Origin of the sequence: Kribbella sp. CA-247076, from assembly GCF_050942445.1 — a bacterium.
Classification (GTDB): domain Bacteria; phylum Actinomycetota; class Actinomycetes; order Propionibacteriales; family Kribbellaceae; genus Kribbella.
The window spans coordinates 728,923-751,662 of the sequence record NZ_CP192051.1 but is presented as its reverse complement, the minus strand read 5'-3'; the positions used below and the strand labels follow the sequence as shown (position 1 = coordinate 751,662).

Here is a 22,740-nt window from a genome sequence, read left to right as displayed (position 1 = left end):
CAGCCTCACGAGTAGAACACCCACCTCTTCTGGAGCTTCCACTGCAGGAAGGTGACGGCCGCGATCACCACGAAGAGGATCCACGCCATCGCCGAGGCGTAGCCGACCTTCCCGAAGCTGAACGCGTTCTGGTAGATGTTGAAGATGTAGACGCTGGTGGCGTGGCCCGGTCCGCCCTTGGTCATCACGTAGATCAGGCCGAAGACCTGGAACGACGTGATGAACTGCGTGATCAGCAGGAACAGGAAGTGCGGCGTCAGCAGCGGCAGCGTGATGAACCGCAGCCGCTGGAACGCCCCGGCCCCGTCGAGCTTCGCGGACTCGAAGTACTCGGTGGGCAGGCCTTGCAGCCCCGCGAGCAGGATGATCATCGGATAGCCGATGCCCTGCCAGACGCTGACCACGATCACCGCCGGCATCGCCCAGGTCGAGCTCGACAGCCACTGCGGCCCGGTGATGCCGACCTGGCTGAGCAGCCCGTTGACCACGCCGCTGTCCGGCTGGAAGAACCAGAACCAGACGAACCCGATCGCGACCACGTTCGTCACGTACGGCGCGAAGTACGCCGTCCGGAAGAACGCGACCCCGCGGATCGGCCGGGCGCACAGCAGCGCCAGCACCAGGCCGATCCCGATCGTCAGCGGGATGCTCGCCAGCGTGAAGTAAATCGTGTTCTTGAACGTCTGCAGGAACAGCGGGTCGTCGCCGAACAGGTCGGTGAAGTTCCGCAGGCCGACGAACCGGGGCGCCGAGATGCCGTTCCAGTCGGTCAGTGAGGCGCCGATCGAGACCAGGATCGGGAAGAACTGGAAGGCCACCACACCGATCACGATCGGACTGATGAACAGCCAGCCGACCAGGTTCTGCCGGCGCCGCGCCCGGCGTACCTCGGCGTCATGGTTCGGCACCTCGGTCCGCGGCACCGGTGCCCTGGTTGGTGTTGTGGTTGCCATCGACATCAACCCTTCAAGGCGTTCTCCACCTGTGGCTTGATCTGGTTGAGGACCTCGCCGACCGGCTTCTCGCAGTTGTAGGCCTGGTCGAGCGCGGGCCGGTAGAGCTCACGGGCGCCGAGGGTGTTCTTGGTCTGGTTGGTCGCGGTCAGGTGCTCCGCGGCCTCCCCGAACAAGCCGATGTGCTCCGGCATCTTCCCGTCCGGCGCGAGCTGGGCGGCGACCTTCTTGTTGATCGGCGTGAACGCGCCACCCTGCAGCAGGATCTTGCCGCCCTCCTCGCCGGCCAGGAACTTCAGCAGCTCCCAGGCCCGGTCCGGGTTCTTGGCCGCCTTCGGGATGCAGAACACGATCACGCTGGCCTCGGTCTTCTGCTGGACGTCGGCCGGCGGCGGCGCGACGTCCCAGGTGAAGTCCTTGATCGTCGTCCGCAGGTACGGGACCGTGCCGAAGGTCGCGTACATCATCGCGATCTTGCCCTGCGCGAACAGCTGGTTCTGCACGTTGTCCTGCTGCAGCGCCGACCACGGCGGCTGCACCTTGTCCTTGCAGGTCAGGTCGGTGGCCCACTGCAGCGCCTCGACCTCCTTGGCGCCGGGCAGGGTGAACCGGTTGCCGTCGGCGGAGTAGATGCCGGTCTCGCTGCCGTGGTTGACGGTGAACGTCTGCTCGTACCCGGTGTCCAGGTAGACCAGAGCGCCGTGCTGCTTCTTCGCCGGGTCGGTCAGCTTCTTCGCCCGGTCGGCGAAGTCCGCCCAGCTCCAGCCGTCGGGCGACCACGTGGTCGGCGGCAGCGGTACGCCGGCCTGCTCGAACAGGTCGACGTTGTAGAAGATCAGCCGTGGCTCGTAGCCGAGCACCCAGGCGGCGTGTGCTCCGTCCGGCTGCTGCGGGAACTCGTACGCCTCCTTGGCGAACGCGGCGGCGTCCAGGCCGTCCTTCTCGATGTAGGGCTTCAGGTCGAGCAAGGCTCCCTGCTCGGAGAACCCGCGGACGAAGTCGTCGTTGATCCGCATCACGTCCGGCGGACTGCCGCCCGCGAGCAGGGTGCGCATCTTGGTGTCGTACTCCTGGGTGACCGCGGGCTGCACGGTGACCGTCACCCCGGAGGACTTCTCGTAGGCCTGGATCGCCTGTTCGAGCGGCGTGCCCCTGACCTGTTGCCAGTTGAGGAAGGTCAGGCCGTCACCGCCCCCGGCGTTGCCGCTCCCGCCACAGCCGGCCAGCATGCCGCCGGCCGCGAGTCCCGTCAGTCCGGCGAGAAACCTGCGGCGGCTCAGGTTGGTGTGATGTGTCTGCACCGGAATCTCCCATCCACGAAGGATGAATACGTATACAATGAATACGTATACACAGGTCCGGCGGCGCGGTCAACGGCGAGTGGTGACACTCTTCAGTAGGGTTTCGGACGCGGGGACGAGGGGAGGGGATCATGACGCGACCACCGACGAGCCGTGATCTCGCACGCCTGGCCGGGGTCTCCCAGGCGACGGTCTCGCGGGTGCTGACCAACAACCCGAAGGTCAACGCCGAGACCAGGGCCCGGGTACTGCGGGTGCTGGAGGAGGCGAACTACACGCCGAACGCGCTCGCCCGGGCGATGAAGACCGGCCGGACCGACACCATCGGCGTGTTCATGACCCGGGTCACCAGCCCGTTCCACGCCGAGCTGCTGGACGACATCGGCCGGGTGCTCAGCTCGCTCGGTCTGCACATGATCCTGTGGAACATCGAGCACGACCCGGAGGAGTCCGTCGGCAAGGTGATCCAGCAGCGCCTGGTCGACGGGTTCCTGCTCACGTCGGCGACGTACGACTCGTCCCTGCACGACATCGCGGTCGCCTCCGGGACACCGACCGTACTGCTCCACCGCGGGATCGACGGGCTCGACTGCGACCAGGTCGTCGGCGACAACTGGCAGGGCGCGTACGACGCCGGCCGCTACCTCGCCGAGACCGGGCACACCGAGATCGGCCTGGTCACGCTGGAGCACACCGGGAACACCTCCCGGGACCGCGATCTCGGCTTCCGGGCCGCCCTCGCCGACGCCGGGATCACGATCAAGCCGCGCAACGTGCTCACCGTCGGCGTCCCGCACGCCGACGGCCACGCGGCCGCGCAGAAACTGCTGTCGGCGAAGAAGCCGCCAACCGCGATCTACACCGTCACCGACCTGCTCGCGTTCGGCATCCTCGACGGCGCCCGGGCGCTGGGCGTCCGGGTCCCCGAGGACGTCTGGGTGATCGGCTTCGACAACACCGACCTGGCCGCCTGGGAGTCGTTCGACCTCACCTCGGTCGACCAACCGGTGCACGCCATCGTCGAAACCGGCGTCGACCTCCTCCGCCGCCGCATCGAGACTCCCGACCGGCCCACCGAGATCATCACCCTCCCCTGCCCGCTCACCATCCGGGGCTCGACCGCCAACACGCCCTGGCCAGCTAGCTGAGTTTCGGCAGAAGGTCTTGGAGGAGTTTGGCGTGGTCTCGGGGGTGTTGGAGGCCGAGGTTCATGGTGTTGACGGCCAGGTGGGTGGCGCCTAGGGCTTCCCAGCCCGCGATGAAGGCCGGCCAGTCGGCTTCGGGGATTGCGCTGAGGGTGAGGCGGGGTTCGATGCCGATGGTGGCGGGGTCGCGGCCGGCGGCGGTTGCGGCGGCGTGGATCGTGGCTACCTGGGCGCGGGCCCGATCGTCGGGGACGCTTTGCGGCATCCAGCCGTCGCCGATGCGGCCGGTACGGCGCAGTACGGCGTCCGCGCTGCCGCCGAACCAGATCGGGATCTGCCGCCCCGGCAACGGGTTGAGACCGGCCTCCTCGATCTGGTGGAACTTCCCGTCGTACGTGACGACCGGCTCGGCCCACAACCGGCGCAGTACGTCGACCTGCTCCGCCAGCAACGCCCCACGCTGCCGGAACGGTATGCCGAGCGCCTGATACTCGACCTGGTTCCACCCGATGCCAACGCCCAGCCGCAACCGCCCACCACTGAGTACGTCGACCTCCGCCGCCTGCTTGGCCACCAACGCCGTCTGCCGCTGCGGCAGCACGAGTACGCCGGTCACGAGCTCGACTCGGGTCGTGATTGCCGCCAGGTACCCGAACAGCACGAAAACCTCGTGGAACAAGGACTTGTCGTTGTATCCGCTCCACCCCGGCCGGTTCGCCGGATCCGCCCCGAGCACGTGGTCGTAAGCGTGGATGTGGGTGTAGCCGGCTTCCTCGACGACGGTCGCCCACTCGCGCACGACCGCCGGGTCCGACCCGATCTCCAACTGCGGGAACACCGCGCCGATCCTCACTTCGGGGCCCCCAGCAACAGCTTCAGCAGCCCCTGCACCGCCAGCTCGAACGGTTCCCGTGAGTCCGCCGCCCGGGCAAGCACGTACCCACCTTGCAGGACGGCGGCGATCGTCGCGGCCGTCTCCTCTGGATCGATCCCAGCCGGAAACTCGCCACTCTTCTTGCCTTCAGCAACAACCTCCGCGAGCCGTTCGCGCAGCCACCGGAACGTCTCGTCGACCGGCTCCCGCAACGCCGGATCCGCCAGCACCTCCGGATCCGCAGTCAACCGCCCGATCCGGCACCCGCGCAGCACGTCCCGGTCCCGTTCCAGGTACTGCGTGATTCGCTCGGTCGCCGTACCAGGCCCTGCGAGCTGCTCCTCCGCGGCCGCCCGCAACTCGGCCCCGGACCGCTCGATCGCCGCCCGCGCCAGCGCGGCCTTCCCGGTGAAGTGGTGGTACATGCTCCCCTGCCCGGCGTCCGCGGCCCGCTGGATCGCCTTCGGCGAGGTCCCGACGTACCCCCGCTCCCACAACAACTCCTGCGTACTGCGAATCAACCGCTCGACCGTCTCCACCCAGCCACTGTACCCACAGGTACAGCATCCGGTACGGGCGTGGTACGGGCAGCGAGGTGTTCCTGGGCGTCGTTAGCGTGCGGCCTCGGCACGTACACGTTCGGTTGGAAGGAATAGAACCAGATGAGGAACCCCCTGCGTCGGCCCCGCACCCGGGAGATCGTCGTCGCCACGCTGCTGGCTGGCGGCCTGGTCTGTGGGCTGGCCGCGGCAACTCACGCATCGGTCGACAGCCCGGCCGCCGCGCCTGCCGTCGCGTCTCCTGACGCCGCAACCGAGGCGACCGCGGCAACCGAGGCGGCGGCCGAGGCGACCTGTTCCGGGACCTACCTGAGCCTCGGCAGCACCGGGACCTGCGTGCGGCTCCTCCAGAAGAACCTGGGTGGACTCGCCGTGGACGGCGTGTACGGCTCGGGCACGCAGAGCCGCGTCCGGTCCTTCCAGGACGATGCCGGCATCGGGGTCGACGGCAAGGTCGGGCCGCAGACCTGGGCGAAGCTCCGCACGTACGGCAAGGCGGTCGGCTGGAAGGCCGGAGTCACCGTGTACCTGTGCAAGGTGAGCTCGTCGGAGTACCGCTACTCGTCGTGGAACAACTCCGGCAAGAAGGCGTGGTGGACGATGGACGTCGTGCGGCAGGCCGACGACATGCGCTACGGGTTCAGCGGGAACGGGCTCGCCGACGACCGGATCGTCGCCCAGGGCCGGATCGGCGCCGGCGCGTACGACAGCAGGATGCTGACGGTCATCCTCGGGCAATTCGACCCGGGCAGCGGCCAGACCACCACCGCCGTCCGCGACTTCTCGCGGAACACTCTGCCCGCCTGCGCCTGACCCCTGGCTCGGCCGGCTCTCCCCGGAGCCGGCCGAGCGCCGGATGGGCTGTGGTTGGCGGGGACCGATAGTCTCGGGCGCCATGAGCACCAGTGTCGCCATCGCGGTGATTACCTTCAGGCGACCTGCTCTGTTGCGTGGTTTGCTGACGAGCTTGCAGGCACAGGAGCTGCCGGGAGACGGAGACTTCGCGATCCGGATCGTGGTGGTGGACAACGACGCGGAGGGGTCGGCGGCGCGCGTCCTGGAGGAGTTCGGGGACGGTACGCCGTACCCGATCGAGTCGGTGGTGGAACCGGAGCCGGGGATCCCCTTCGCGCGGGAGAAGTCGGTCGAGCTCTGCTGGAACGACGACGCGCTGATCTTCGTGGACGACGACGAGGTCGCGCCGCCCGGCTGGCTGGCCACCCTGCTCCAGGCCTGGGAGACGACCGGCGCGGACGTCGTCACCGGCCCGGTCAAGGGCAACCTGCCGCCCGGCGCACCGGCCTGGAACCACTACAGCGACGTACACGACTCGACCGGCAAGCACGCCACCGGCGAAGAGTTGCGGAAGGCGTACACGAACAACACGCTGGTCAGCCGGCGGGTCTACCACGCCGTGACGCCCGGCTTCCATCCCGCGTTCCGGTACACCGGCTCCAGCGACCTGCACTTCTTCCTGCGCGTGCACCGGGCCGGGTTCCGGATCGTGTGGTGCGAGGAGGCGTGCATCGCCGAGGACGTGCCGGCCGGGCGGACCACGCTGCGCTGGCTGGTCCGGCGGGCGTTCCGGTCCGGCAGCGGCGACACGATCAGCCGGCTGCTGATCCGGCCGGGCGCGGTCAGCTACCTGCTGGTGCTGGCCTATGCTTCGGCCCGGGTGGTCTCGGCGATCGGGTACGCCCTCGCCGGGCTGCTGCTCGGCCGGAAGACGCACCTGCTGAAGGCAGTCCGCCGGTTCTTCTCGGGCGTCGGCAGTCTCGCGGGGATAGTAGGGATCAACCATGACGAGTACCGGGAACGGCACGGATCCGACGGTGGCGGGCCTGTGCCGGGCGATCTGGCAGGTGGAGCAGGAGCTGAGTCTGCTCGACTGGCGGATCGGGGACGCTAGCCCGTGGGCGCTGATCCGGATGCGGATCTTCCACGAGCTGACCCGGCGGACCGGCATCCACGGCGCCTCCCACCCGGTACGACGGACGCCGTACGACAAGGCCAGGCTCGTCGGCCGGCACGTGACCGGCCTGGTCACAAGGAACCCGTTCCTCCACCAGTACGACGCCCTGGTCGTCCCGCACCCGAGGAAACCGGGCGGTGTCGAGATCTACACCGACGAGCTCCGCGAGGCGCTCGGGTCCCGGGCACTGATCCTGGACTCCGGGATCAACGGCACGCCGCTCCCCGGCAGCCGCAACCTCGACTTCTTCACCTCGGCCGCGGGCGCGGTCCACAAGGGCACGGCACCCGACCGCGGTATCGCCGAGGCACTGCGCAAACTGACCGGTGTCTCCGTGCCGGTCGGGCCGCTGCTGGCCCGGGAGGTGCCGAAGCACACGAGGCTGCGGGCGCTCTACCGCACCCTGTTGAAGCGGCACGGGATCAAGACCGTATACGTCGTGGTCGCGTACTTCCACCAGCACATCGTCGGCGCGGCCCGCGATCTCGGTATCCGGGTGGTCGAGCTCCAGCACGGCGCCATCAGCCAGTTCCACCTCGGCTACAGCTACCCGGGCCGGCCGGACGTCGCCCACCAGCCGGACGAGCTCTGGTGCTTCGGCTCGTACTGGACCGACGTGGCGGACCTCCCGGCCGGCACGAGTACGTCGGTCATCGGCGCGCCGTACCTGCCGAGGGCCACGGAGAAGGACCCGCGGCGCGTGGTCTTCCTCTCGCAGGGCACGATCGGCGCAGAGCTCCTGCATGTCGCCGAGGCGGTCGCCAAGGAGCACCCGACGCTCGACGTCGTCTTCCGGCTGCACCCGAGTGAACGCGCCGCGGACTACACCATCCCGGCCGGCATCGAGCTGTCGACCGACGGCAGCACTCTCGACCTGCTCGCCGGGGCCACCTACCAGGTCGGTGTGTCCACGACCGCGCTGTTCGAGGGCATGGCGCTCGGCTGCCGTACGGCGGTGGCCAACCTGCCCGGCCACGAGTACCTCGAGCGGTCGATCGCCAGCGGCCACGCGCTGCTGATGACCAAGCCCGACCAACTCACGGATGCACCGCTGTGCGCGACGCCGGAGGCGTACTACGCGCCGAGCACCCTCCCGCTACGGCTGGCGGCCGATCAGGCCGAGTAGCCGGTCCTGCAACGGCGCTTCCACCGGTACGACGACCTCCGGGCCGTAGACCTCGATGCCTTCGCCGAACGCGCCGGGCGTGCGGAACTTCTCCATCACGTCCGCCGGGACGGCCGACGCACTCGCCCAGAGGCGCTCGACGTCGTCCGGGTCCATCGTCTCGTCCTGACCGGTCGCGCGGGCGAGGTCCCAGCCGTGCAGCACCAGGTCGTCGGAGACCACCTGGTCGACGTGCTGCTCGGTCGTCAGCGGGCCGGTCGGCGTGTCGGTCTCGGTCAGCGCGAGCACCGGGTCGTCGAGCACCTCCTCGACCGCCGCCCGGGCCTCCTGGAACGCCGTCAGCGGATTGTCGGCCGGCTCCAGCTTCCGGGCGACCGGCGTCAGCATCACGCCGTGCATCGTCACCACGTGGTCGACCACGTCCCGGGCCGTCCACTTCTCGCACGGCGACTGGTTGTCCCACTGCTCCGGCCGGACGGCGGCCACCTTCCGCTCGAACGCCTCGGCCCGGCGCCGGTACCGCTCCGCGATCTCACCCATGACCGAAATGGTGCCGTGGATCCCGGTGGCGTGGAAGGGGGACGGCGGGGTACCGGGCGTGCTCCGACGAGATCGAGAGGAACGCCGATGAGCAACATCACCCAGTCCGTCGACGTCGACGTACCGGTGACGACCGCGTACAACCAGTGGACGCAGTTCGAGTCCTTCCCGCAGTTCATGGAGGGCGTCGAGGAGGTCCGCCAACTGGACGCCACGCACACCCACTGGGTGACGAAGGTCGCCGGGGCGACGCGCGAGTTCGACGCGACCATCACCGAGCAGCACCCGGACGAGCGGGTCGCCTGGCGCTCGGACTCCGGTCCTAACCACGGCGGCGTGATCACCTTCCACCAGCTGAGCCCGGAGCGGACCCGGGTGACCGCGCAGATGGACATCGAGCCGGAGGGCGTCGTCGAGAAGGCCGGCGACATGCTCGGCGTGATCGAGGGCCGGGTCAAGGGCGACCTGCAGCGGTTCAAGAAGTTCATCGAGGAGCGGCCGGGCGAGACCGGCGCGTGGCGGGGCGACGTACCCCGCTGACCCGGCGTCCCCGCTGAGGGCGGGAATGTCGGCGGCGGCTTCTAGGGTCGCCGCATGCGGAGTGTGGAGCTGGGGCGGACAGGGTTGCGGGTGAGCCGGCTGGGGCTCGGGCTCGCCTCGATCGGGGGGATGTTCGCCGCGGTGCCGGAGGCTCAGGCCGTCGCGACCGTCGACCGGGCCTGGGAGCTCGGCATCCGGCTGTTCGACACCGCGCCGGTGTACGGATACGGACTGTCGGAGCAGCGGGCCGGGCTCGCGCTCCGCGGCCGGCCGCGCGACCGGTTCGTGCTCTGCACGAAGGTCGGCCGGCTGATCGAGCCGGGTGGCCCGGACATCCAGCCGATCTGGGCCGAGCCGCCGGCCGGGCTGGGTCCGCGGCTCGACTACTCCTATCGTGCGGTGATGCGGTCGTTCGAGGAGAGTCTCGAGCGGATCGGCATCGACCGGATCGACGTCCTGCACATCCACGATCCGGATCTCGACTACCCGACGGCCGCGACCGAGGCCTTCAAGGCGCTGACCGAGCTACGCGGCCGGGGCACGATCCGGGCGATTTCCCTCGGGGTGAACCACGCGGACGTCGCCGCGCGTTTCCTTCGGGACACCGGCCCGGCCGGCCCGGACTGCCTCCTGCTCGCCGGCCGGTACACGCTGCTCGACCAGTCCGGCGCCGACGAGCTACTGCCGTTGTGCGAGCAGCTCGGGGTCGCGGTGATCGCGGCCGGCGTGTTCCAGGGCGGCGTACTGGCCGAGGGGGCGCCGCACGGCTACGAGCGCCTGCCGGTGGAGCTGGTCCGCCGGATCGATCGGTTACGCGAGCTGAGTCGCCGGTACGACGTGCCGCTGCTGGCCGCCGCGGTCCAGTTCCCGCTGGCGCATCCCGCCGTACCGGCCGTGGTCGTCGGGGCGCGGACTCCCCAGGAGATCACCGAGGTCGCGCAGTGGATGGACCACGAGATCCCGCCGGCGTTCTGGGACGCGCTGGACCGGGGCTAGGGTCTGTCCTATGCGGTACATGCTTCTCCACAAGACCAACGCCGGCCTCGAGGCGGGCAACCCGCCGGACCCGGACATGCTGGCCCGGGCCGACGCCGTCCTCGAGGAGATGCGGCAGGCCGGCGTACTGCTGGCCGCCGAGGGCCTGATGCCGAGCTCGCGCGGTGCCCGGATCACGTTCCCGAAGCCCGGTGAGGAGCCGCGGGTCGTCGACGGCCCGTTCGCCGAGACCAAGGAACTGATCGCCGGCGTGTCGATTATCCGGGTCGACTCGAAGGCCGAAGCCGTCCAGTGGGCGCTGCGCTTCGCCGAGGCCGATCCGAACACCCCGATCGACATCCTCGAGCTGGCCGGCTGAGGTCAGTCGGCCAGCGTGCCTTCCTCGGCGCTGACCAGCGAGTCGATCGCGGCGAAGAACCGGGCGATGCCGGGAAGGTTCGGGCCCTTCTCGCGGGAGGTGGCGAAGTCCTCCGGCGTGGCCCACTCGACGATGTCGAGCCATTCGTCGTTCGGCAGCCGGACCAGCCGGGCGCCCTGGAAACCGGCCCGGTCGGCGGTGAAGTCCTGCAGCATGCCGGGGCGGGCAGCCAGCAGCTCCGAAACCTGCTCCGGCCGCACCCGGAAGCGCGTCAATTCCACAGTCGTCATGTCGACCACCAACCGCCGGCGCTCTCAGTTGCTTCCCGACAGGTTCGTTGCGGCCCAGCCGGCGATGTCCTCGCGTTTCATCGCCGCCGCCATCAGGTCGGGGAACAGGTCGGGCGTGCAGGCGAAGGTCGGTACGCCGAGTTCGGCGAGCGCGGCCGCGTTCTCGGCGTCGTACGACGGGGTGCCCGAGTCGGCCAGGGCGAGCAGGGCGATCACCTGGACGCCGGACTCGACCAGCGAGCGCGCCCGGCGGAGCATCTCCTCGCGAACACCGCCCTCGTACAGGTCGGAGATCAGCACCATCACCGTCTCCGCGGGCTTGGTGACGAGCTCCTCGCAGTACGCCAGCGCCCGGTTGATGTCCGTCCCGCCGCCGAGCTGGGTCCCGAAGAGGACGTCGACCGGATCCTCGAGCTGATCGGTCAGGTCGACGACCGCGGTGTCGAACACGACCAGGCTGGTTCGCAGCGTCCGGATCGACCCGAGCACCGCCCCGAACAGAGACGCGTACACCACCGACTCCGCCATCGAGCCGGACTGGTCGATCGCCAGCACGATGTCGCGCTGGACGCTGTGGTTCCGGCGCGCGTAGCCGACCAGCCGGTCCGGCACGATCGTGCCGAGCGTGGGCGAGAAGTGCTTGAGGTTGGCCCGGATCGTCCGGTCCCAGTCGATGTCGGAGTGCCTCGGCCGGCCGGTGCGCCCGGCCCGGTCGAGCGCGCCGGTGACCGCGGCCCGGGTGCGTTCAGCCAGCCTGGCCTCCAGCTCGGCGACGACCCGGCCGACGACGTCTCGCGCGGTCTGCTTGGTCTCCTCCGGCATGACCTCGTTCAGCGCGAGCAAGGTACTGACCAGGTGGACGTCCGGCTCGACCGCTCCCAGCAACTCCGGCTCCATCAGCATCCGGGTGATGCCGAGCCGCTCGACCGCGTCCCGCTGCATCACCTGGACGACCGTGCTCGGGAAGTACTGCCGGATGTCGCCCAGCCAGCGTGCGACCCGTGGCGCGGACGACCCGAGCCCGGACGTCCGCTGCGTGCCGGCCTCACCGGACGGCGCGTCGTACAGCGCGGCCAGCGCTGCGTCGACCGAGCGGTCCTCGGACGACAGCGTCGTACCGGTCTCCGGCTCGGCCTCACCACCCAGCACGAGTCGCCAGCGGCGCATGCGTTCGTCGGTCATCACACCCCCAGCAGCCGGGCGACGACGGGAAGCACGGACGCGGCCAGCTCGGCGTCGAGGTCGTTGTCATCGGCAACCACGAGCGCCGCCGGGTCGCCGAGTGCACGGGCGCGCGTGCCGATCGACCGCCGCTCGGGTGACGCGAACGTTCCGAACGTACGCCGCAGCAGCGGGAGCACCTCGACGAACGCCTCGTCCGGGATCGCCGCCAGCCACGCGTCCACCAGGGTGAGCAGGCGTTCGTCGTGCACGAGCAGCAACCCGCCACCGGCCAGGAAGCCCTCGACGTACCCGGCCGCGTCCGCGGTCGGCGTACCGGGCGACAGCGCTCGCCCGAGCCGCAGCGCGACCTCGTGGTCGGGCAGCCGGGACGTGTCCAGCATCAGCCGGGTCAACCGCCCACGGATCAGCGGCGGCACCGACGACCGGTCGCTCAGCCCTTCCAGCGTCGCGAGCCACTCGGCCCGGACGTCCTCGTCGAGCAACGCGGTCGCGTCCTGCACCCCGTCGATCAGCTCCTGCACGGCGGCCGCCGCGTCCGGATCGAGTCCGTGCACCGTCCGGCCGAGTCCGGCGCACACGCGGGACACCATCCGCCCGGCGACGGACGCCAGCCCGGCCGTGTCGGTCCCGCGGACGTCGCCGTACCGGGAGGATCGCGCCAGCGCTGGCAGCGCTGCCATCAGGTGACCGACGTCGGCGTCCGCGGCCGCGCGAGTGTCGACACCTTGGAGCAGGGACGGCATCGCATCCGCGAGGTCGGCGAGCAGCGATTTCTCCAGTGCTGCGGTCACGTCGGCCAGTGTCGACGACTCGTCCGCGACCCGCAGCATCACCGTCGTCGCGGCGCCGACCACCGTCGTACCGTGCGCACCGGCGGCGACCAACTCGACCTCGAGACCGGGATCCCACGCCAGCCGCCACATCTCGCGGAACGTGCCCTGCGCCCGGCGCTCGTCAGCGGCCGGGACACCCCAGTGCACACCGAGGATCCGCAGTCGGTGCAGCAGTCGCGACTTCTCCAGGTCGTTCGGTTTCCGCAGGTCGAGCTCGATCACCCGCTCGGTCGCGTCCCGTCGCATCCGCAGCCGCCGCGCCTGCGCCGCGAGGTCCGCCGCGACCGGAGCCTGGGGCGTCTCACCCGGCACCGACCCGAGCAGCTCGCCGACGACCGCCTCCCGGGTGACCAGGTCGAGCAGTACGTCGTTCCCGCCGCAGAGCACCGCCCGCGTCGCCTCGGTGACCTCGCTGAGCCCGGCCAGCGGGCGGCCCCGCAACGCCGCGAGCGTGTCCGCGAGCCGGACCGCCTCGATCACGTGCGCGCTCGAGACCGGCAGGTCCTGCTCGCGAAGGACCTGGGCGACCTTCGACAGCCAGCGCGCGGTGATCTGGTCCGGCGCGGTGAACAGGTGGTGGTACCAACCCGGTGACGTGATGCCGGCGCCGTACCCGCTGGTCGCGGCGAGCCGGCCGTGCGTCCACGGGACCCACGTGCAGGCGACCTTCCGTTTCGGCAGGCCCTTCAGGATCCGTGCGTCGTGAGTTGCCGGCGGCAACGGTGCCTCCAGGGCGGGCACGTGCCAGGCGCCGCAGATCACCGCGATCCGTTCGAAGCCCTCGCGCTGCGCCTTCCGCAGCACGGTCCGCATGTACGCCTCGCGCTGCGCTTCCCGGCCGGTTGCTTCCTCACCGTGCCGGAGCTCGCGCATCGCGTCGGCGATCACCGTGAAGGGCTCCGCGCCTTCCCGGCGGGACTCGATCACGTCGTCCCACCAGCGCTCGGGATCGTCGTACCCACCGGCGTTCGCGAGAGTCGCCAGCGGGTCGATCGACAGCCCGCGCCGACCGCCACCACCTGACGAAGCGAACTGGTGGGCGGCCGGAAGGTCGCAGAACCGCACCGGTACGCCGGCTGTCAGCGCGTACTCGATCGCCTGCCACTCGGGGCTGAACACCGCGAACGGCCAGAACGCGGCCCGGGTCGAGTCGTCCACCGCGTAGGCGAGCAGCGCGACCGGCGGCTCCATCTCCTCCGACCCGGCCAGCTCGACCACCTTGTCGGCCTCCGGCGGTCCCTCGATCAGCACGAGGTCCGGCCGCAGCCCGGCCAGCGCGGTCGCCACCGCGCGCGCCGACCCCGGCCCGTGGTGCCGGATCCCGAACAGGTGAACGGTCATCCGCTGATCTCTCGGCAGGCCCGGTAGAACGGTGCCCAGTCGTCGCGCTCACGGACCACGGTCTCCAGGTACTCCGACCAGACGACCCGGTCCGCGGACGGGTCCTTGATGACCGCACCGAGGATGCCGCCGGCCACGTCCGTCGGCCGCAGTACGCCGTCGCCGAAGTGTGCCGCGAGCGCGAGACCTCCGGTCACCACGCTGATCGCCTCGGCGGTCGACAGGGTCGCGGTCGGTGACTTGACCGCCGTCCGCCCGTCCTCGGTCCGGCCGGACCGCAGCTCGCGGAAGATCGTGACCACCCGGCGGATCTCCTCGAGCGCGTCGTCCGGCTGCGGCAACTCGAGCGCGGACCCGAGCTGCGCGACCCGGCGGGAGACGATCTCCACCTCGTCGTCGGCGGAGACGGGCAGCGGCAGGACGACCGTGTTGAACCGGCGCCGGAGCGCGCTGGACAGCTCGTTGACGCCCTTGTCGCGGTCGTTGGCGGTGGCGATCACGTTGAAGCCCTTGCGGGCCTGCACCTCGGTGGCCAGCTCGGAGATCGGCAGCGCCTTCTCCGACAGGATCGTGATCAGCGCGTCCTGGACGTCGGAGGGCATCCGGGTGAGCTCCTCGATCCGGGCGATCTTCGCCTCCGCCATCGCCCGCTGCACCGGGCTCGGCACGAGCGCCGCCTCACTGGGGCCCTGGGCAATCAACTGGGCGTAGTTCCAGCCGTAGCGGATCGACTCCTCGGCGGTCCCCGCGGTCCCCTGCACGAGCAGGGTCGAGTCGCCGCTGATCGCGGCCGCGAGGTGTTCGCTGACCCAGGTCTTCGCCGTTCCGGGAACACCGAGCAGCAGCAGCGCGCGGTCCGTCGCGAGCGTGGCGACCGCGACCTCGATCAGCCGGCGCGGGCCGACGTACTTCGGGGAGATCTCGACGTCACCGGCGCGGCCGCCGAGCAGGTAAGTGACCACCGCGGACGGCGAGAGCCGCCAGGCCGGCGGGCGCGGACGGTCGTCGGCCGCTGCCAGCGCCGCGAGTTCGCCGGCGTACTCGTCCTCGGCGTGCGGACGCAGTACTTCTGTGCTCATGACAGCTCCTCGTACAGCTCGCGTCGGAAGGTCAGGGTCTCCACCAGCCGGCGCCGCCAGGTGTCTTCCTCATCGGTCGGCTCCCGCGTGATCGGATGGTTCAGTACGTCGGCCGGCACCGCGCGGGCCGCGACACTCGCCACCCGCGCCCATCCGCGGGACGTCCCGGCGGCGGCCAGTTGGTCCAGGATCATCGTGCCGAGGGACGCCGGCCACGGCACCGGCAGCCCGCCGACCAACTCGGTCAGGTCGATGGACTCCTTCAGCGCGGTCACCGCCCGCACCCACTCGTCGGCCGGCAGCACGCGCAGCAACTCGGCCGGACTCCGGCTGCCGGTCGATGCGTTCGCCTTCAGCAACTCGCGGGCCCACGGCGCCGACCGCTCCCGGAGGGCGGCCTCGGTCCACGCGGACTGCAGGATCTCGGGTGCGCAGCCTTCGACCGGCATCGGCAGCCAGGCCGGGTCCATCACGGCGAGCGGGGTGTTCGCGACGATCTGCAGGAACCACCAGGCCCGCTTGCCGATGCCTTCCGGGTTCTGCGAGTCGATGCCGTCGCGTTCCATCGACGCACTCAGCCGCTTCGGCAGGTCGACCGCGAGGACCCCCTGGCTGACCACCAGGTGCGACCACAGTCGTTCGGTCATCCGGTCGCCGTACCGCGATCCGGGGATCCGGGCAAGCAGCCGGGCCGCACCCCGCCGGACCTCGCGCGCGCGGTCGTCGAGCGCGGCCTCCAGGAACTCTTCGTCGTCGCTGGAGAGTCCGTCGGCCAGCAGAGCGAGGAACTCGGTCCGCGTGGCCGCCGACTCGGTCGGCCAGACGTCGCGCAAGGCTTCGAGTGCGGCGGCCGGGTCATCCTTCCGCATCGTCCGTAACCAGGCGCGCCGCTGCACCGCGTTGCCGTACGTCCACAGCTCGGCGTCGTTGCTCTCGGCCGCGTGCAGGAACTTCCACTCCGGGTTGAGATCGGCCAGCCAGGCCGCCCGGCGGCCGGCCGCCGCGATCACGAGCGGCCGGAAGTCCGGCCGATTGCGGGCATGGTCGGCCAACGCGGGCAGGTGTTCGGGCGGTACTCCCCACCCGCGCTCGTCGGCTGCACGCAGCCACTCGCCGAGCGCCGTCGTCTGGAACCCACCGAGCATCGCGGCCAGTCGCCGGATCGCGGCCGGCCGGGGCAGCGGACGATCCTCACCAGGGGCCGCAGGCAACGGTTCGAGGTCGCGCAGCGGTGTCCGGCCGGCTCGCTTGTAGACCGTCGCCAGCGCGGCCGCGTCCAGCAGACCGCCGTCGCCGAGGCGCTCCTGGATGTGCTCGGGCAACTCCTCGAAGTGCACCGGCCGCCGATCGGTCCCGAGCAGTGCCGAACTGACCAGCCCGTCCCAGCCCTTCACAGGATCACCGGCCGCTCACCGTGCCAGCACGTCATCGGCCGGAAACCGGCCCGGTTCCACTCACCCGCGACGGTGAACGGCTCACCCGCCGAGACCGCGAGCAACTTCAACGGATCCAGGCCAGGCAGGATCTCCAGACCGTCGCCGGACTCGTCCACGAGCGCCCAGCCCTCGCCGTACCGTGCCGGCCGGACACCCTGCAGAACTAACGGCCAGCGCTCGTTCCACGGGTCCGCGGCGACGGACTCGACGTACGACGCCAACGCCTGCCGGGCCGTGAAACCGGTCGGCCGGGGCGCGGGCATTCGCGGCGCCGTCTGCGTGAGCAGCGCCCGCATCGGCAGGGCGCCGGGGTAGAAGGACAGTGTGCCGGGGACGTACTCGCCCGGGCGGGCCGGGAGCGGGTCGAGCGGCCGGCCGGCGGCGGCGAAGCTGAGGATCAACCCGAGCCGGCCGGTTGTTGCCCCGCGCAACCAGACTCGCCGGACGGTCAGCCGGTCGTCGGGCTCGACCACCCGGCCGAGCACCAGCCAGTCGTCCGCCACCTTCTCGCCCTCGGCCTGCACCCGTGCCGTCTCGACGGTCCAGCCGATCCGGGACTGCACGGTGTCGGCGAGCGAGGGCGGCAGGTCGGCCAGGCGGCCATGAGCGGACACGATCAGGTGGATGAGCGAGAGCTCTTCGAGCAGCTCGCCGGGCCAGCCGTGTCCACGTCCGACGACACCGGCGGCCCGCCGTACGGCTCCCGCGACACCCGGCGCCTGCGCGTCCACCATCCGCGCAGCCAACCGGCTGAGCTCGCTGTACGCCCGCTGGTCGAACCCACCCAGCCCCTGCCGGACCTGGTCGTCCAGCCAACTGGCCAGCTCGGCCATCCCCGCGGACACCCGGTCGGCCCGCCGGGACGCGCGCTGCTGCGCCGCGAGCGGATCGGCGACCTCGCCGGGCTTCCGCTCCGGCCGCTCCGCCCGCGCGGCCCGCTGGTCGATCCACGACGTCACCCACTCCGGCTCCTCACCGGAGCCGACTTCCCCCGCCGCCCACAGCAGCATCAGCCCGAGCGCGTGCTTGCACGGAACCTTCCGGCTCGGACACGAGCACTTGTACGCCGGACCGCTGGGATCGACCGTGACCTGGTACGGCTGCTTGCCGCTCCCCTGACACAACCCCCACACGACCCGTTCCGAGCTACCGGTCTCCGGCCACCTCACCGGCCGCGCCTGGGCCTGGGCGGCCTTCGCGGACGCAGGATCGGGCGCCAGGCCCAGCACCTGCTCCACGTCCCACGGCCCCACGGCGCTCCTCGCCTCTCAGCTTCTGCCCAGAGCATGCCATGCCGGGTGCAGTACGACAGGAGGTGTCCGGCCCGCCGGCAGCTCTCCAGCCGGACTGCCGCTCAGCCGGCCGACGTGGGGGCCGGTACCTCCTGTCCTTCTGCACCACGAGGGCGTACGATCCGGTGGCTGTTGAGAGATCAACAGTCACCCCGGCGGAGCTGTCAGGGCCCGCCGGGGGCTCTCAGGTGGTGATCCCGGCACTGATCAGGCGTTCCGCGTTCGCGCCGACCCGCTCCCGCCAGTCACCGGACCGTGCGTCCAACGCCGCCAGTTGCCGCTCGACCGCGTCCGCCGGAGTGAAGCAGTAGTCGCTGCCGTACACGACCCGATCACCGAGCACGGCGTCCGGCGTACCGGCGACGTCGTACCACAGGGTGTCCAGCTGCGGCGCCACGCTGGATGAGCTGTCGGGGGCGAACGTACGGCGGAAGTCGTCGAGCCGATCGCCGAGCAAGGGCAGTACACCGCCGTGCGCGACGACGAACCGGATGTCCGGGTAGCGCGCCAGGATCCCGGTCAGCGCCAGGTCGGTGACCGCCCGGGCACTGTCGAAGAGGAACTCGAGCATCGGCCGCGGCCGGTCCAGCGCGACCTGTCGCCACTGCGGCGGCGAGGTTGGATGCAGCAGGACGACGGCCGACCGGTCGTTCAGCGCCCGCCACAGTGGTTCCCACGACGGTTCGCCCGGATACAGGCCGCCCGCGTTGCTCAGGAGTACGACGCCGTCCGCGTGCAGCACGTCGTACGCGTACTCAAGCTCGACCAGCGCACCCTCCACATCCGGCAACGGCAGGCTGGCGAATAACCCGAACCGCCCGGGATGGTCGCGCCCGAACTCGGCCGCACTCTCGTTGACCCGCCGCGCCAGCACCCGTGCGCGGAAGTCGTCGCCGAAGTGCACGCCGGGCGACGAGACCGAGAGCAGCGCGGTCGCGATCCCGTTCCGGTCCATCACGTCGAGCTGCTTCCGCACCGTCCACGCGGGCCAGCCGGGCATCCCGTCCGGTCGGAGATGCCCGGCCCGTTCCGCCGCGGCGACGTACTCCGGCAGCAGGAAGTGCGCGTGGAGGTCGATCAAACCCGTCATGCCGCCGGGTGGAGCAGGTCCTCGAGGCCGATGCGGCGCAGCAGCTCGGCGCGGACCCGGTCCGCGACCGCGTTGACCACGACGGATCCGTCGTCGGAGGGATCGATGTGCACCCGGAACGGCCGCCGGCCCTTCTCGGTGCCGACCACCGTGACGATCGCCTTGGCGACCTCGGCGACGTCCGCCCACGCCGGCTCCAGCTCGGCGAGCTTCTGGCTGACCTGGGCCATCAGTCCGGCGTACTTCGTCTCGTACGCCGCCATCACGTCCGCGTCGGCCGGTGAGCCGCTGTGCGCGAAGTGGTTGGTCCCGTGGGTGAACGCCCCCGGGACGACGATCGTGGTCTCGATCCCGAACCGCGACACCTCCAGCGCGTAGCTCTGCGCGAGCGCGTCCATCGCCGCCTTCGCCGCGAAGTACGGCGCCAGGTACGGCGGGGTGCCGCCGCGTGTGCTGGAGCTGCCGACCCAGAGCAGCAACCCGTCCTGCTGCTCGCGGAGTTTCGGCAACGCGGCCCGGTTCAGCCGCTGTGTGCCCAGGACGTTGGTGTCGTACAGCTCGGCGAGTTGCTCGGGGGTGAACGCCTCGGCCGGCCCGGTGACCATGTGCCCGGCGTTGTGGATCAGGACGTCGAGGCGCCCCTGCTCGCCGATCGCGGTGTCGACGGCCTGCTGGGTGGAGGCTTCCGAGCTGACGTCGAGCTCGACCGGCCGCAGGTCGACCCGGTGCTCGGACGCGTACTGCTTGGCGTCGGCCGCGGCGGTCGCGTTCCGGCCGTTCAGGTCGCGCATCCCGGCGTAGACGACGTGGCCGGTGTCGGCCAGGGCGCGGGCGGTGAGGGCGCCGAAGCCACTGGAGGCGCCGCTGATCAGGACTGTCTTGCTCATGAGTGATTCCCTTTCGGAAGAGTGAGTGGTCAGGCGGCCGAGCCGCCGTTGGCGTAGATGACCTGGCCGTTGATCCAGCGCGCCGGGCCGGCCAGGAAGGCGATGAGCTCGGCGATGTCGGCCGGCTCGCCGAGGCGCTCGAGCGGCGGCTCGGCGGCGATCCGGTCGATCAGCTCCTGCGACTTGCCCTCGAAGAACAGCGGGGTCGCGGTCGGGCCGGGGGCGACGGTGTTCACGGTGACGTCGCGGCCGCGCAGCTCACGGGCCAGGATCAGCGTGATCGCCTCGACCCCGCCCTTGGTGGCCGAGTACGCCGAGTAGCCCGGGCGGGCCAGCTTCGTCAGCGAACTGGACACGTTGATCAGGGCGCCGCCGGCCCGCAGCCGGCGAACGGCCTGCTGGTCGACGACGATCGTCCCGCGCAGGTTGGTCCGGACGACCCGGTCGAACACCTCCAGGTCGAGGTCGGCCAGCGGCGACAGCGGCATGACGCCGGCCGCGTTCACCACCACGTCGACGCCGCCGAACTCCTGCTCGGCCCGGTCGAACATGGCCGCCACCGCGGTCTCGTCGGCGACGTCGGCCTGGACTGCGATCGCCCGGCCGCCGGCCTGCTCGACCTCCTTGACGGCCTGGTCGGCGTTCGCCTGGTTCCCGGCGTACCCGATCACCACGGCGTAGCCCTCGCGGCCCAGCCGGGCGGCGGCCTCGCGGCCGATCCCGCTCGAACCACCGGTGACGATCGCGACTCGCTCGATGCTCATGGCCCTGCTCCTCCAGCTCTTCGATGTGCTGCTGACACCAAAGATCTTGCTGCGGGCGATGCATCACGTCCAACGAATCAAGTCGATGGGTGGATCAGTTCTATTGATCCAAGTCGCTGCCGCGCTCCGTCCCCGGAGGGTGCTGGAGATGGGCGCTGACCAGGCCGAGCAGGGCGCGCAGAGCGGCCGACGGCTTCCGCTTCCGCAGGGTGGCCAGGTAGAGCGACCAGCGGAACTCCTCGTCGGCGATCCGGACGATCCGGATCGAGTCGATCCCGGCGACGGCGTACCCGGGCAGGATGCCGAGCCCGACCCCGTGGGCGACGAACTGGACACCGCCCTCGATGCCGAGCGCCTCGACCACCACCTGGCGTTCGAGCCCGGCCGCCTCGAACTTCTGGTCGATCAGCGTCCGGGTGCCGGAGCCCGGCGGGAAGTCGACGAAGGCCTCGTCGGCCAGGTCGGCCAGCATGACCGACCGGCGCCGGGCGAGCCGGTGGCTCACCGGCACCGCCAGGATCTGTGGAACGCGGAGCAGCTCCCAGGTGGTCAGGTCGCGCGGCGCGCTGCCGGCCGCGATGCCGAGGAACCCGCAGTCGATGTCGCCGTTGCGCAGCCCGGCGATCACCCCGGCCGATCCTTCGGCCTCGGCCCGCAACTGCAGCTCGACGTTCGGGTACCGCCGGCGGAACTCGCCGGCCGCGGCCGGCAGGTTCACCAGCCCGAGCCCGGGCAGCAGGCCGACCCGCACCGATCCCCGCATGCCGGCGCCGAGCTCGTCGACGACGTCCCGGGCACCTTGGACGGCGTCCATCACGGCGAGCGCCTCGGGCAGCAGCGCCGTCCCGGCCTCGGTCAGGACGACCCGCTGCGCGCTGCGCTCGAACAGCGTGACCTTCAGGTCCCGTTCCAGCGCGGCGATCGCGGCGCTGACCGCGCTCTGGACCACGTGCAGCCGCCGGGCGGCCAGCGTGAAGCTGCGCTCATGCGCCACCGCCACGAAGTACTCCAGCTGCCGCAATTCCACGAGGGCAGTGTGTCAAAACCGGCGGACCGGTTCCGACCTGTCGCTGAAGGACACTCCCACAGACAGGATGAACCTCGTGACGAATCTCCAGGACCAGGTGCAGCAGCGGCTCGACGAACTGGCCGCGACCGAGCTCGGCCTGCAGGTGGCCGTCTTCCAGCACGGTGAGCTCGTCGTCGACGCCGTCGCCGGCGACGCGATCACCTCGGACACGCTCTTCTACAGCGCGTCGACCGGCAAGGGCGCGACTGCGACCGTCGCGAACGTCCTCGTCGACCGCGGCGTGCTCGAGTACGACGCTCCGATCGCGGACGTCTGGCCCGAGTTCGCGGCCAACGGCAAGGAGAAGGCCACCCTGCGGCATGTCCTCACCCACACGGTCGGCGTACCGGCGCTGGCACCGGACACCGTGCCGGAGGACCTGGCCGACTGGGCGAAACAGACGTCGTACCTGGCTGCGGCCGAGCCGTGGTGGGAGCCGGGCACGAAGATGACGTACCACGCCGAGACCTTCGGCTACCTGGTCGGCGAGATCGTGCGACGGGCGACCGGCCGGACGATTTCCGACGTACTGCGGGAGATCGCGGAACCGCTCGGGATCGCGGACGAGGTGTACTTCGGCGTACCGCGGGACCAGCTGCACCGGGTCACGCCGCTGGTCGAGCCAGACGGGGCCGAGGACACGTTCGCGATGCTGGCCGGGCTGTTCGGCAAGCTCACCCCCGCCGCGATCATCCCCCGGGCAGCGTTGTGCAACAGCCCCGAACACCTCACCGTCGAAACGCCGTCCGCCGCCGTGCTGTCGGCACACGGCATCGCCAAGCTGTACGCCGCTCTGCTCGGTGAGGTGGACGGTGTCCGGCTGGTCCGGCCGGAGGCGGTCGCGGAGATCACCGGTCCGGCGTTCACCGGCCAGGACGAACTGCTCGGGAATCCGGGGACCTGGGCGCACGGCTACGCGATCGGGCGGCTCGGCTCGACCGCCGAGGAGAGCCCGGCGTCGTTCGGGATGCCCGGCATGGGCGGCAGCGTCGCCTGGGCGGACGCGCGAGCAGGCGTCGCGTTCGCGCTCACCCGGCGACTGTTCGACCCGGCGCAGTCCGCCTCGGCGATCGAGATCGGCAATCTGGTTGCGAAAACTCTTTGCTGAA

General features: G+C 70.8%; 23 protein-coding genes. 8 read left to right on the top strand and 15 right to left on the bottom strand.

Annotated features, from left to right (window positions below; translation table 11 throughout):
• Positions 1-5: 5 nt before the first annotated feature.
• Together ACQPYZ_RS03655 and ACQPYZ_RS03650 are read right to left on the bottom strand one after the other, a co-directional pair.
• Positions 6-953, bottom strand: a complete 948-nt coding sequence (locus ACQPYZ_RS03655) for a carbohydrate ABC transporter permease (RefSeq protein ID WP_433165183.1) — start codon at positions 951-953, stop codon at positions 6-8.
• A gap of 5 nt (positions 954-958) precedes the next feature.
• Positions 959-2,254 (bottom strand): ABC transporter substrate-binding protein, encoded by a 1,296-nt coding sequence (locus ACQPYZ_RS03650; RefSeq protein ID WP_433165181.1) that lies wholly within the window; start codon positions 2,252-2,254, stop codon positions 959-961.
• Positions 2,255-2,385: 131 nt separating this feature from the next.
• Here ACQPYZ_RS03650 and ACQPYZ_RS03645 point away from each other — a divergent pair, with 131 nt between their 5' ends.
• A complete protein-coding gene (locus ACQPYZ_RS03645) occupies positions 2,386-3,402 on the top strand; it encodes a LacI family DNA-binding transcriptional regulator (protein WP_433165179.1) in 1,017 nt (338 codons plus the stop codon).
• On the opposite strand, the gene ACQPYZ_RS03640 is transcribed toward ACQPYZ_RS03645, so the two are convergent.
• Positions 3,395-4,237, bottom strand: a complete 843-nt coding sequence (locus ACQPYZ_RS03640) for an LLM class F420-dependent oxidoreductase (RefSeq protein WP_433165177.1) — start codon at positions 4,235-4,237, stop codon at positions 3,395-3,397. The two genes, ACQPYZ_RS03645 and ACQPYZ_RS03640, sit on opposite strands and share 8 nt — an antisense overlap.
• 11 nt (positions 4,238-4,248) lie before the next feature.
• Positions 4,249-4,812: a TetR/AcrR family transcriptional regulator gene (locus tag ACQPYZ_RS03635; protein ID WP_433165175.1), complete on the bottom strand. Its 564-nt coding sequence runs from the start codon at positions 4,810-4,812 to the stop codon at positions 4,249-4,251.
• Positions 4,813-4,935: 123 nt separating this feature from the next.
• Between ACQPYZ_RS03635 and ACQPYZ_RS03630 the strand changes: the two genes are divergently transcribed.
• The 3 genes from ACQPYZ_RS03630 to ACQPYZ_RS03620 all read left to right on the top strand — a co-directional run bounded on the left by ACQPYZ_RS03630 (position 4,936) and on the right by ACQPYZ_RS03620 (position 7,931).
• Entirely contained in the window at positions 4,936-5,646 is a 711-nt protein-coding gene (locus ACQPYZ_RS03630) for a peptidoglycan-binding domain-containing protein (protein ID WP_433165173.1), read from the top strand.
• 82 nt (positions 5,647-5,728) lie between these two features.
• Positions 5,729-6,742 carry a glycosyltransferase gene (locus ACQPYZ_RS03625; RefSeq protein WP_433165171.1) on the top strand — a complete coding sequence of 338 codons (1,014 nt, stop codon included), beginning with the start codon at positions 5,729-5,731 and terminating at the stop codon, positions 6,740-6,742.
• A complete protein-coding gene (locus tag ACQPYZ_RS03620) occupies positions 6,633-7,931 on the top strand; it encodes a hypothetical protein (RefSeq protein WP_433165169.1) in 1,299 nt (432 codons plus the stop codon). The genes ACQPYZ_RS03625 and ACQPYZ_RS03620 overlap by 110 nt, the downstream gene beginning before the upstream one ends.
• Here the strand turns inward: ACQPYZ_RS03620 and ACQPYZ_RS03615 are convergent.
• A complete protein-coding gene (locus tag ACQPYZ_RS03615) occupies positions 7,902-8,471 on the bottom strand; it encodes a TIGR03086 family metal-binding protein (protein ID WP_433165167.1) in 570 nt (189 codons plus the stop codon). The genes ACQPYZ_RS03620 and ACQPYZ_RS03615 overlap by 30 nt on opposite strands.
• Positions 8,472-8,558: 87 nt before the next feature.
• On the opposite strand from ACQPYZ_RS03615, the gene ACQPYZ_RS03610 reads away from it, so the two are divergent.
• Genes ACQPYZ_RS03610 through ACQPYZ_RS03600 form a run of 3 tightly spaced genes read left to right on the top strand, consistent with a single transcriptional unit; the run spans position 8,559 to position 10,365 of the window.
• On the top strand, positions 8,559-9,011 hold the full coding sequence (locus ACQPYZ_RS03610; protein ID WP_433165165.1) for an SRPBCC family protein: 453 nt from the start codon (positions 8,559-8,561) through the stop codon (positions 9,009-9,011).
• A 54-nt stretch (positions 9,012-9,065) separates the two neighbouring features.
• A complete protein-coding gene (locus ACQPYZ_RS03605; RefSeq protein WP_433165163.1) occupies positions 9,066-10,007 on the top strand; it encodes an aldo/keto reductase in 942 nt (313 codons plus the stop codon).
• Between the two features lie 10 nt (positions 10,008-10,017).
• A complete protein-coding gene (locus ACQPYZ_RS03600) occupies positions 10,018-10,365 on the top strand; it encodes a YciI family protein (protein WP_433165161.1) in 348 nt (115 codons plus the stop codon).
• A gap of 2 nt (positions 10,366-10,367) precedes the next feature.
• Here ACQPYZ_RS03600 and ACQPYZ_RS03595 read toward each other — a convergent pair whose 3' ends face one another.
• From ACQPYZ_RS03595 to ACQPYZ_RS03550, 10 genes are all read right to left on the bottom strand, one after another.
• Complete coding sequence (locus ACQPYZ_RS03595) at positions 10,368-10,655, bottom strand: antibiotic biosynthesis monooxygenase (protein WP_433165159.1); 288 nt, start codon at positions 10,653-10,655, stop codon at positions 10,368-10,370.
• A gap of 24 nt (positions 10,656-10,679) precedes the next feature.
• The gene (locus ACQPYZ_RS03590) at positions 10,680-11,837 is read right to left on the bottom strand and encodes a VWA domain-containing protein (protein WP_433165157.1); all 1,158 of its coding nucleotides are present in this window, start codon (positions 11,835-11,837) and stop codon (positions 10,680-10,682) included.
• Positions 11,837-14,014 carry a DUF5682 family protein gene (locus tag ACQPYZ_RS03585; RefSeq protein ID WP_433165155.1) on the bottom strand — a complete coding sequence of 726 codons (2,178 nt, stop codon included), beginning with the start codon at positions 14,012-14,014 and terminating at the stop codon, positions 11,837-11,839. The genes ACQPYZ_RS03590 and ACQPYZ_RS03585 overlap by 1 nt, the downstream gene beginning before the upstream one ends.
• The gene (locus ACQPYZ_RS03580) at positions 14,011-15,093 is read right to left on the bottom strand and encodes an ATP-binding protein (protein WP_433165153.1); all 1,083 of its coding nucleotides are present in this window, start codon (positions 15,091-15,093) and stop codon (positions 14,011-14,013) included. The genes ACQPYZ_RS03585 and ACQPYZ_RS03580 overlap by 4 nt, the downstream gene beginning before the upstream one ends.
• Positions 15,090-16,487 (bottom strand): DUF5691 domain-containing protein, encoded by a 1,398-nt coding sequence (locus tag ACQPYZ_RS03575; RefSeq protein WP_433165151.1) that lies wholly within the window; start codon positions 16,485-16,487, stop codon positions 15,090-15,092. Before ACQPYZ_RS03575 ends, ACQPYZ_RS03580 begins: the two co-directional genes overlap by 4 nt.
• A complete protein-coding gene (locus tag ACQPYZ_RS03570) occupies positions 16,484-17,782 on the bottom strand; it encodes an SWIM zinc finger family protein (protein ID WP_433165149.1) in 1,299 nt (432 codons plus the stop codon). Before ACQPYZ_RS03570 ends, ACQPYZ_RS03575 begins: the two co-directional genes overlap by 4 nt.
• A 223-nt stretch (positions 17,783-18,005) precedes the next feature.
• Entirely contained in the window at positions 18,006-18,911 is a 906-nt protein-coding gene (locus ACQPYZ_RS03565; RefSeq protein WP_433165147.1) for an amidohydrolase family protein, read from the bottom strand.
• Positions 18,908-19,798, bottom strand: coding sequence for an SDR family oxidoreductase (locus tag ACQPYZ_RS03560; protein ID WP_433165145.1), 891 nt, complete (start codon positions 19,796-19,798; stop codon positions 18,908-18,910). Before ACQPYZ_RS03560 ends, ACQPYZ_RS03565 begins: the two co-directional genes overlap by 4 nt.
• A gap of 29 nt (positions 19,799-19,827) precedes the next feature.
• Positions 19,828-20,562 carry an SDR family oxidoreductase gene (locus tag ACQPYZ_RS03555; protein ID WP_433165143.1) on the bottom strand — a complete coding sequence of 245 codons (735 nt, stop codon included), beginning with the start codon at positions 20,560-20,562 and terminating at the stop codon, positions 19,828-19,830.
• A 100-nt stretch (positions 20,563-20,662) separates the two neighbouring features.
• A complete protein-coding gene (locus ACQPYZ_RS03550) occupies positions 20,663-21,589 on the bottom strand; it encodes a LysR family transcriptional regulator (RefSeq protein WP_433165141.1) in 927 nt (308 codons plus the stop codon).
• Between the two features lie 76 nt (positions 21,590-21,665).
• Between ACQPYZ_RS03550 and ACQPYZ_RS03545 the strand changes: the two genes are divergently transcribed.
• The gene (locus ACQPYZ_RS03545) at positions 21,666-22,739 is read left to right on the top strand and encodes a serine hydrolase domain-containing protein (protein ID WP_433165140.1); all 1,074 of its coding nucleotides are present in this window, start codon (positions 21,666-21,668) and stop codon (positions 22,737-22,739) included.
• Position 22,740: the final 1 nt, after the last annotated feature.

What these genes read in the sequence shown, in the direction of transcription:
- ACQPYZ_RS03655 (WP_433165183.1), bottom strand. Translation starts at nt 953, where the DNA reads ATGGCAACCACAACACCAACCAGGGCACCGGTGCCGCGGACCGAGGTG.
- ACQPYZ_RS03645 (WP_433165179.1), top strand. Translation starts at nt 2,386, where the DNA reads ATGACGCGACCACCGACGAGCCGTGATCTCGCACGCCTGGCCGGGGTC.
- ACQPYZ_RS03630 (WP_433165173.1), top strand. Translation starts at nt 4,936, where the DNA reads ATGAGGAACCCCCTGCGTCGGCCCCGCACCCGGGAGATCGTCGTCGCC.
- ACQPYZ_RS03625 (WP_433165171.1), top strand. Translation starts at nt 5,729, where the DNA reads ATGAGCACCAGTGTCGCCATCGCGGTGATTACCTTCAGGCGACCTGCT.
- ACQPYZ_RS03620 (WP_433165169.1), top strand. Translation starts at nt 6,633, where the DNA reads ATGACGAGTACCGGGAACGGCACGGATCCGACGGTGGCGGGCCTGTGC.
- ACQPYZ_RS03615 (WP_433165167.1), bottom strand. Translation starts at nt 8,471, where the DNA reads ATGGGTGAGATCGCGGAGCGGTACCGGCGCCGGGCCGAGGCGTTCGAG.
- ACQPYZ_RS03610 (WP_433165165.1), top strand. Translation starts at nt 8,559, where the DNA reads ATGAGCAACATCACCCAGTCCGTCGACGTCGACGTACCGGTGACGACC.
- ACQPYZ_RS03605 (WP_433165163.1), top strand. Translation starts at nt 9,066, where the DNA reads ATGCGGAGTGTGGAGCTGGGGCGGACAGGGTTGCGGGTGAGCCGGCTG.
- ACQPYZ_RS03600 (WP_433165161.1), top strand. Translation starts at nt 10,018, where the DNA reads ATGCGGTACATGCTTCTCCACAAGACCAACGCCGGCCTCGAGGCGGGC.
- ACQPYZ_RS03595 (WP_433165159.1), bottom strand. Translation starts at nt 10,655, where the DNA reads ATGACGACTGTGGAATTGACGCGCTTCCGGGTGCGGCCGGAGCAGGTT.
- ACQPYZ_RS03590 (WP_433165157.1), bottom strand. Translation starts at nt 11,837, where the DNA reads ATGACCGACGAACGCATGCGCCGCTGGCGACTCGTGCTGGGTGGTGAG.
- ACQPYZ_RS03585 (WP_433165155.1), bottom strand. Translation starts at nt 14,014, where the DNA reads ATGACCGTTCACCTGTTCGGGATCCGGCACCACGGGCCGGGGTCGGCG.
- ACQPYZ_RS03580 (WP_433165153.1), bottom strand. Translation starts at nt 15,093, where the DNA reads ATGAGCACAGAAGTACTGCGTCCGCACGCCGAGGACGAGTACGCCGGC.
- ACQPYZ_RS03565 (WP_433165147.1), bottom strand. Translation starts at nt 18,911, where the DNA reads ATGACGGGTTTGATCGACCTCCACGCGCACTTCCTGCTGCCGGAGTAC.
- ACQPYZ_RS03560 (WP_433165145.1), bottom strand. Translation starts at nt 19,798, where the DNA reads ATGAGCAAGACAGTCCTGATCAGCGGCGCCTCCAGTGGCTTCGGCGCC.
- ACQPYZ_RS03555 (WP_433165143.1), bottom strand. Translation starts at nt 20,562, where the DNA reads ATGAGCATCGAGCGAGTCGCGATCGTCACCGGTGGTTCGAGCGGGATC.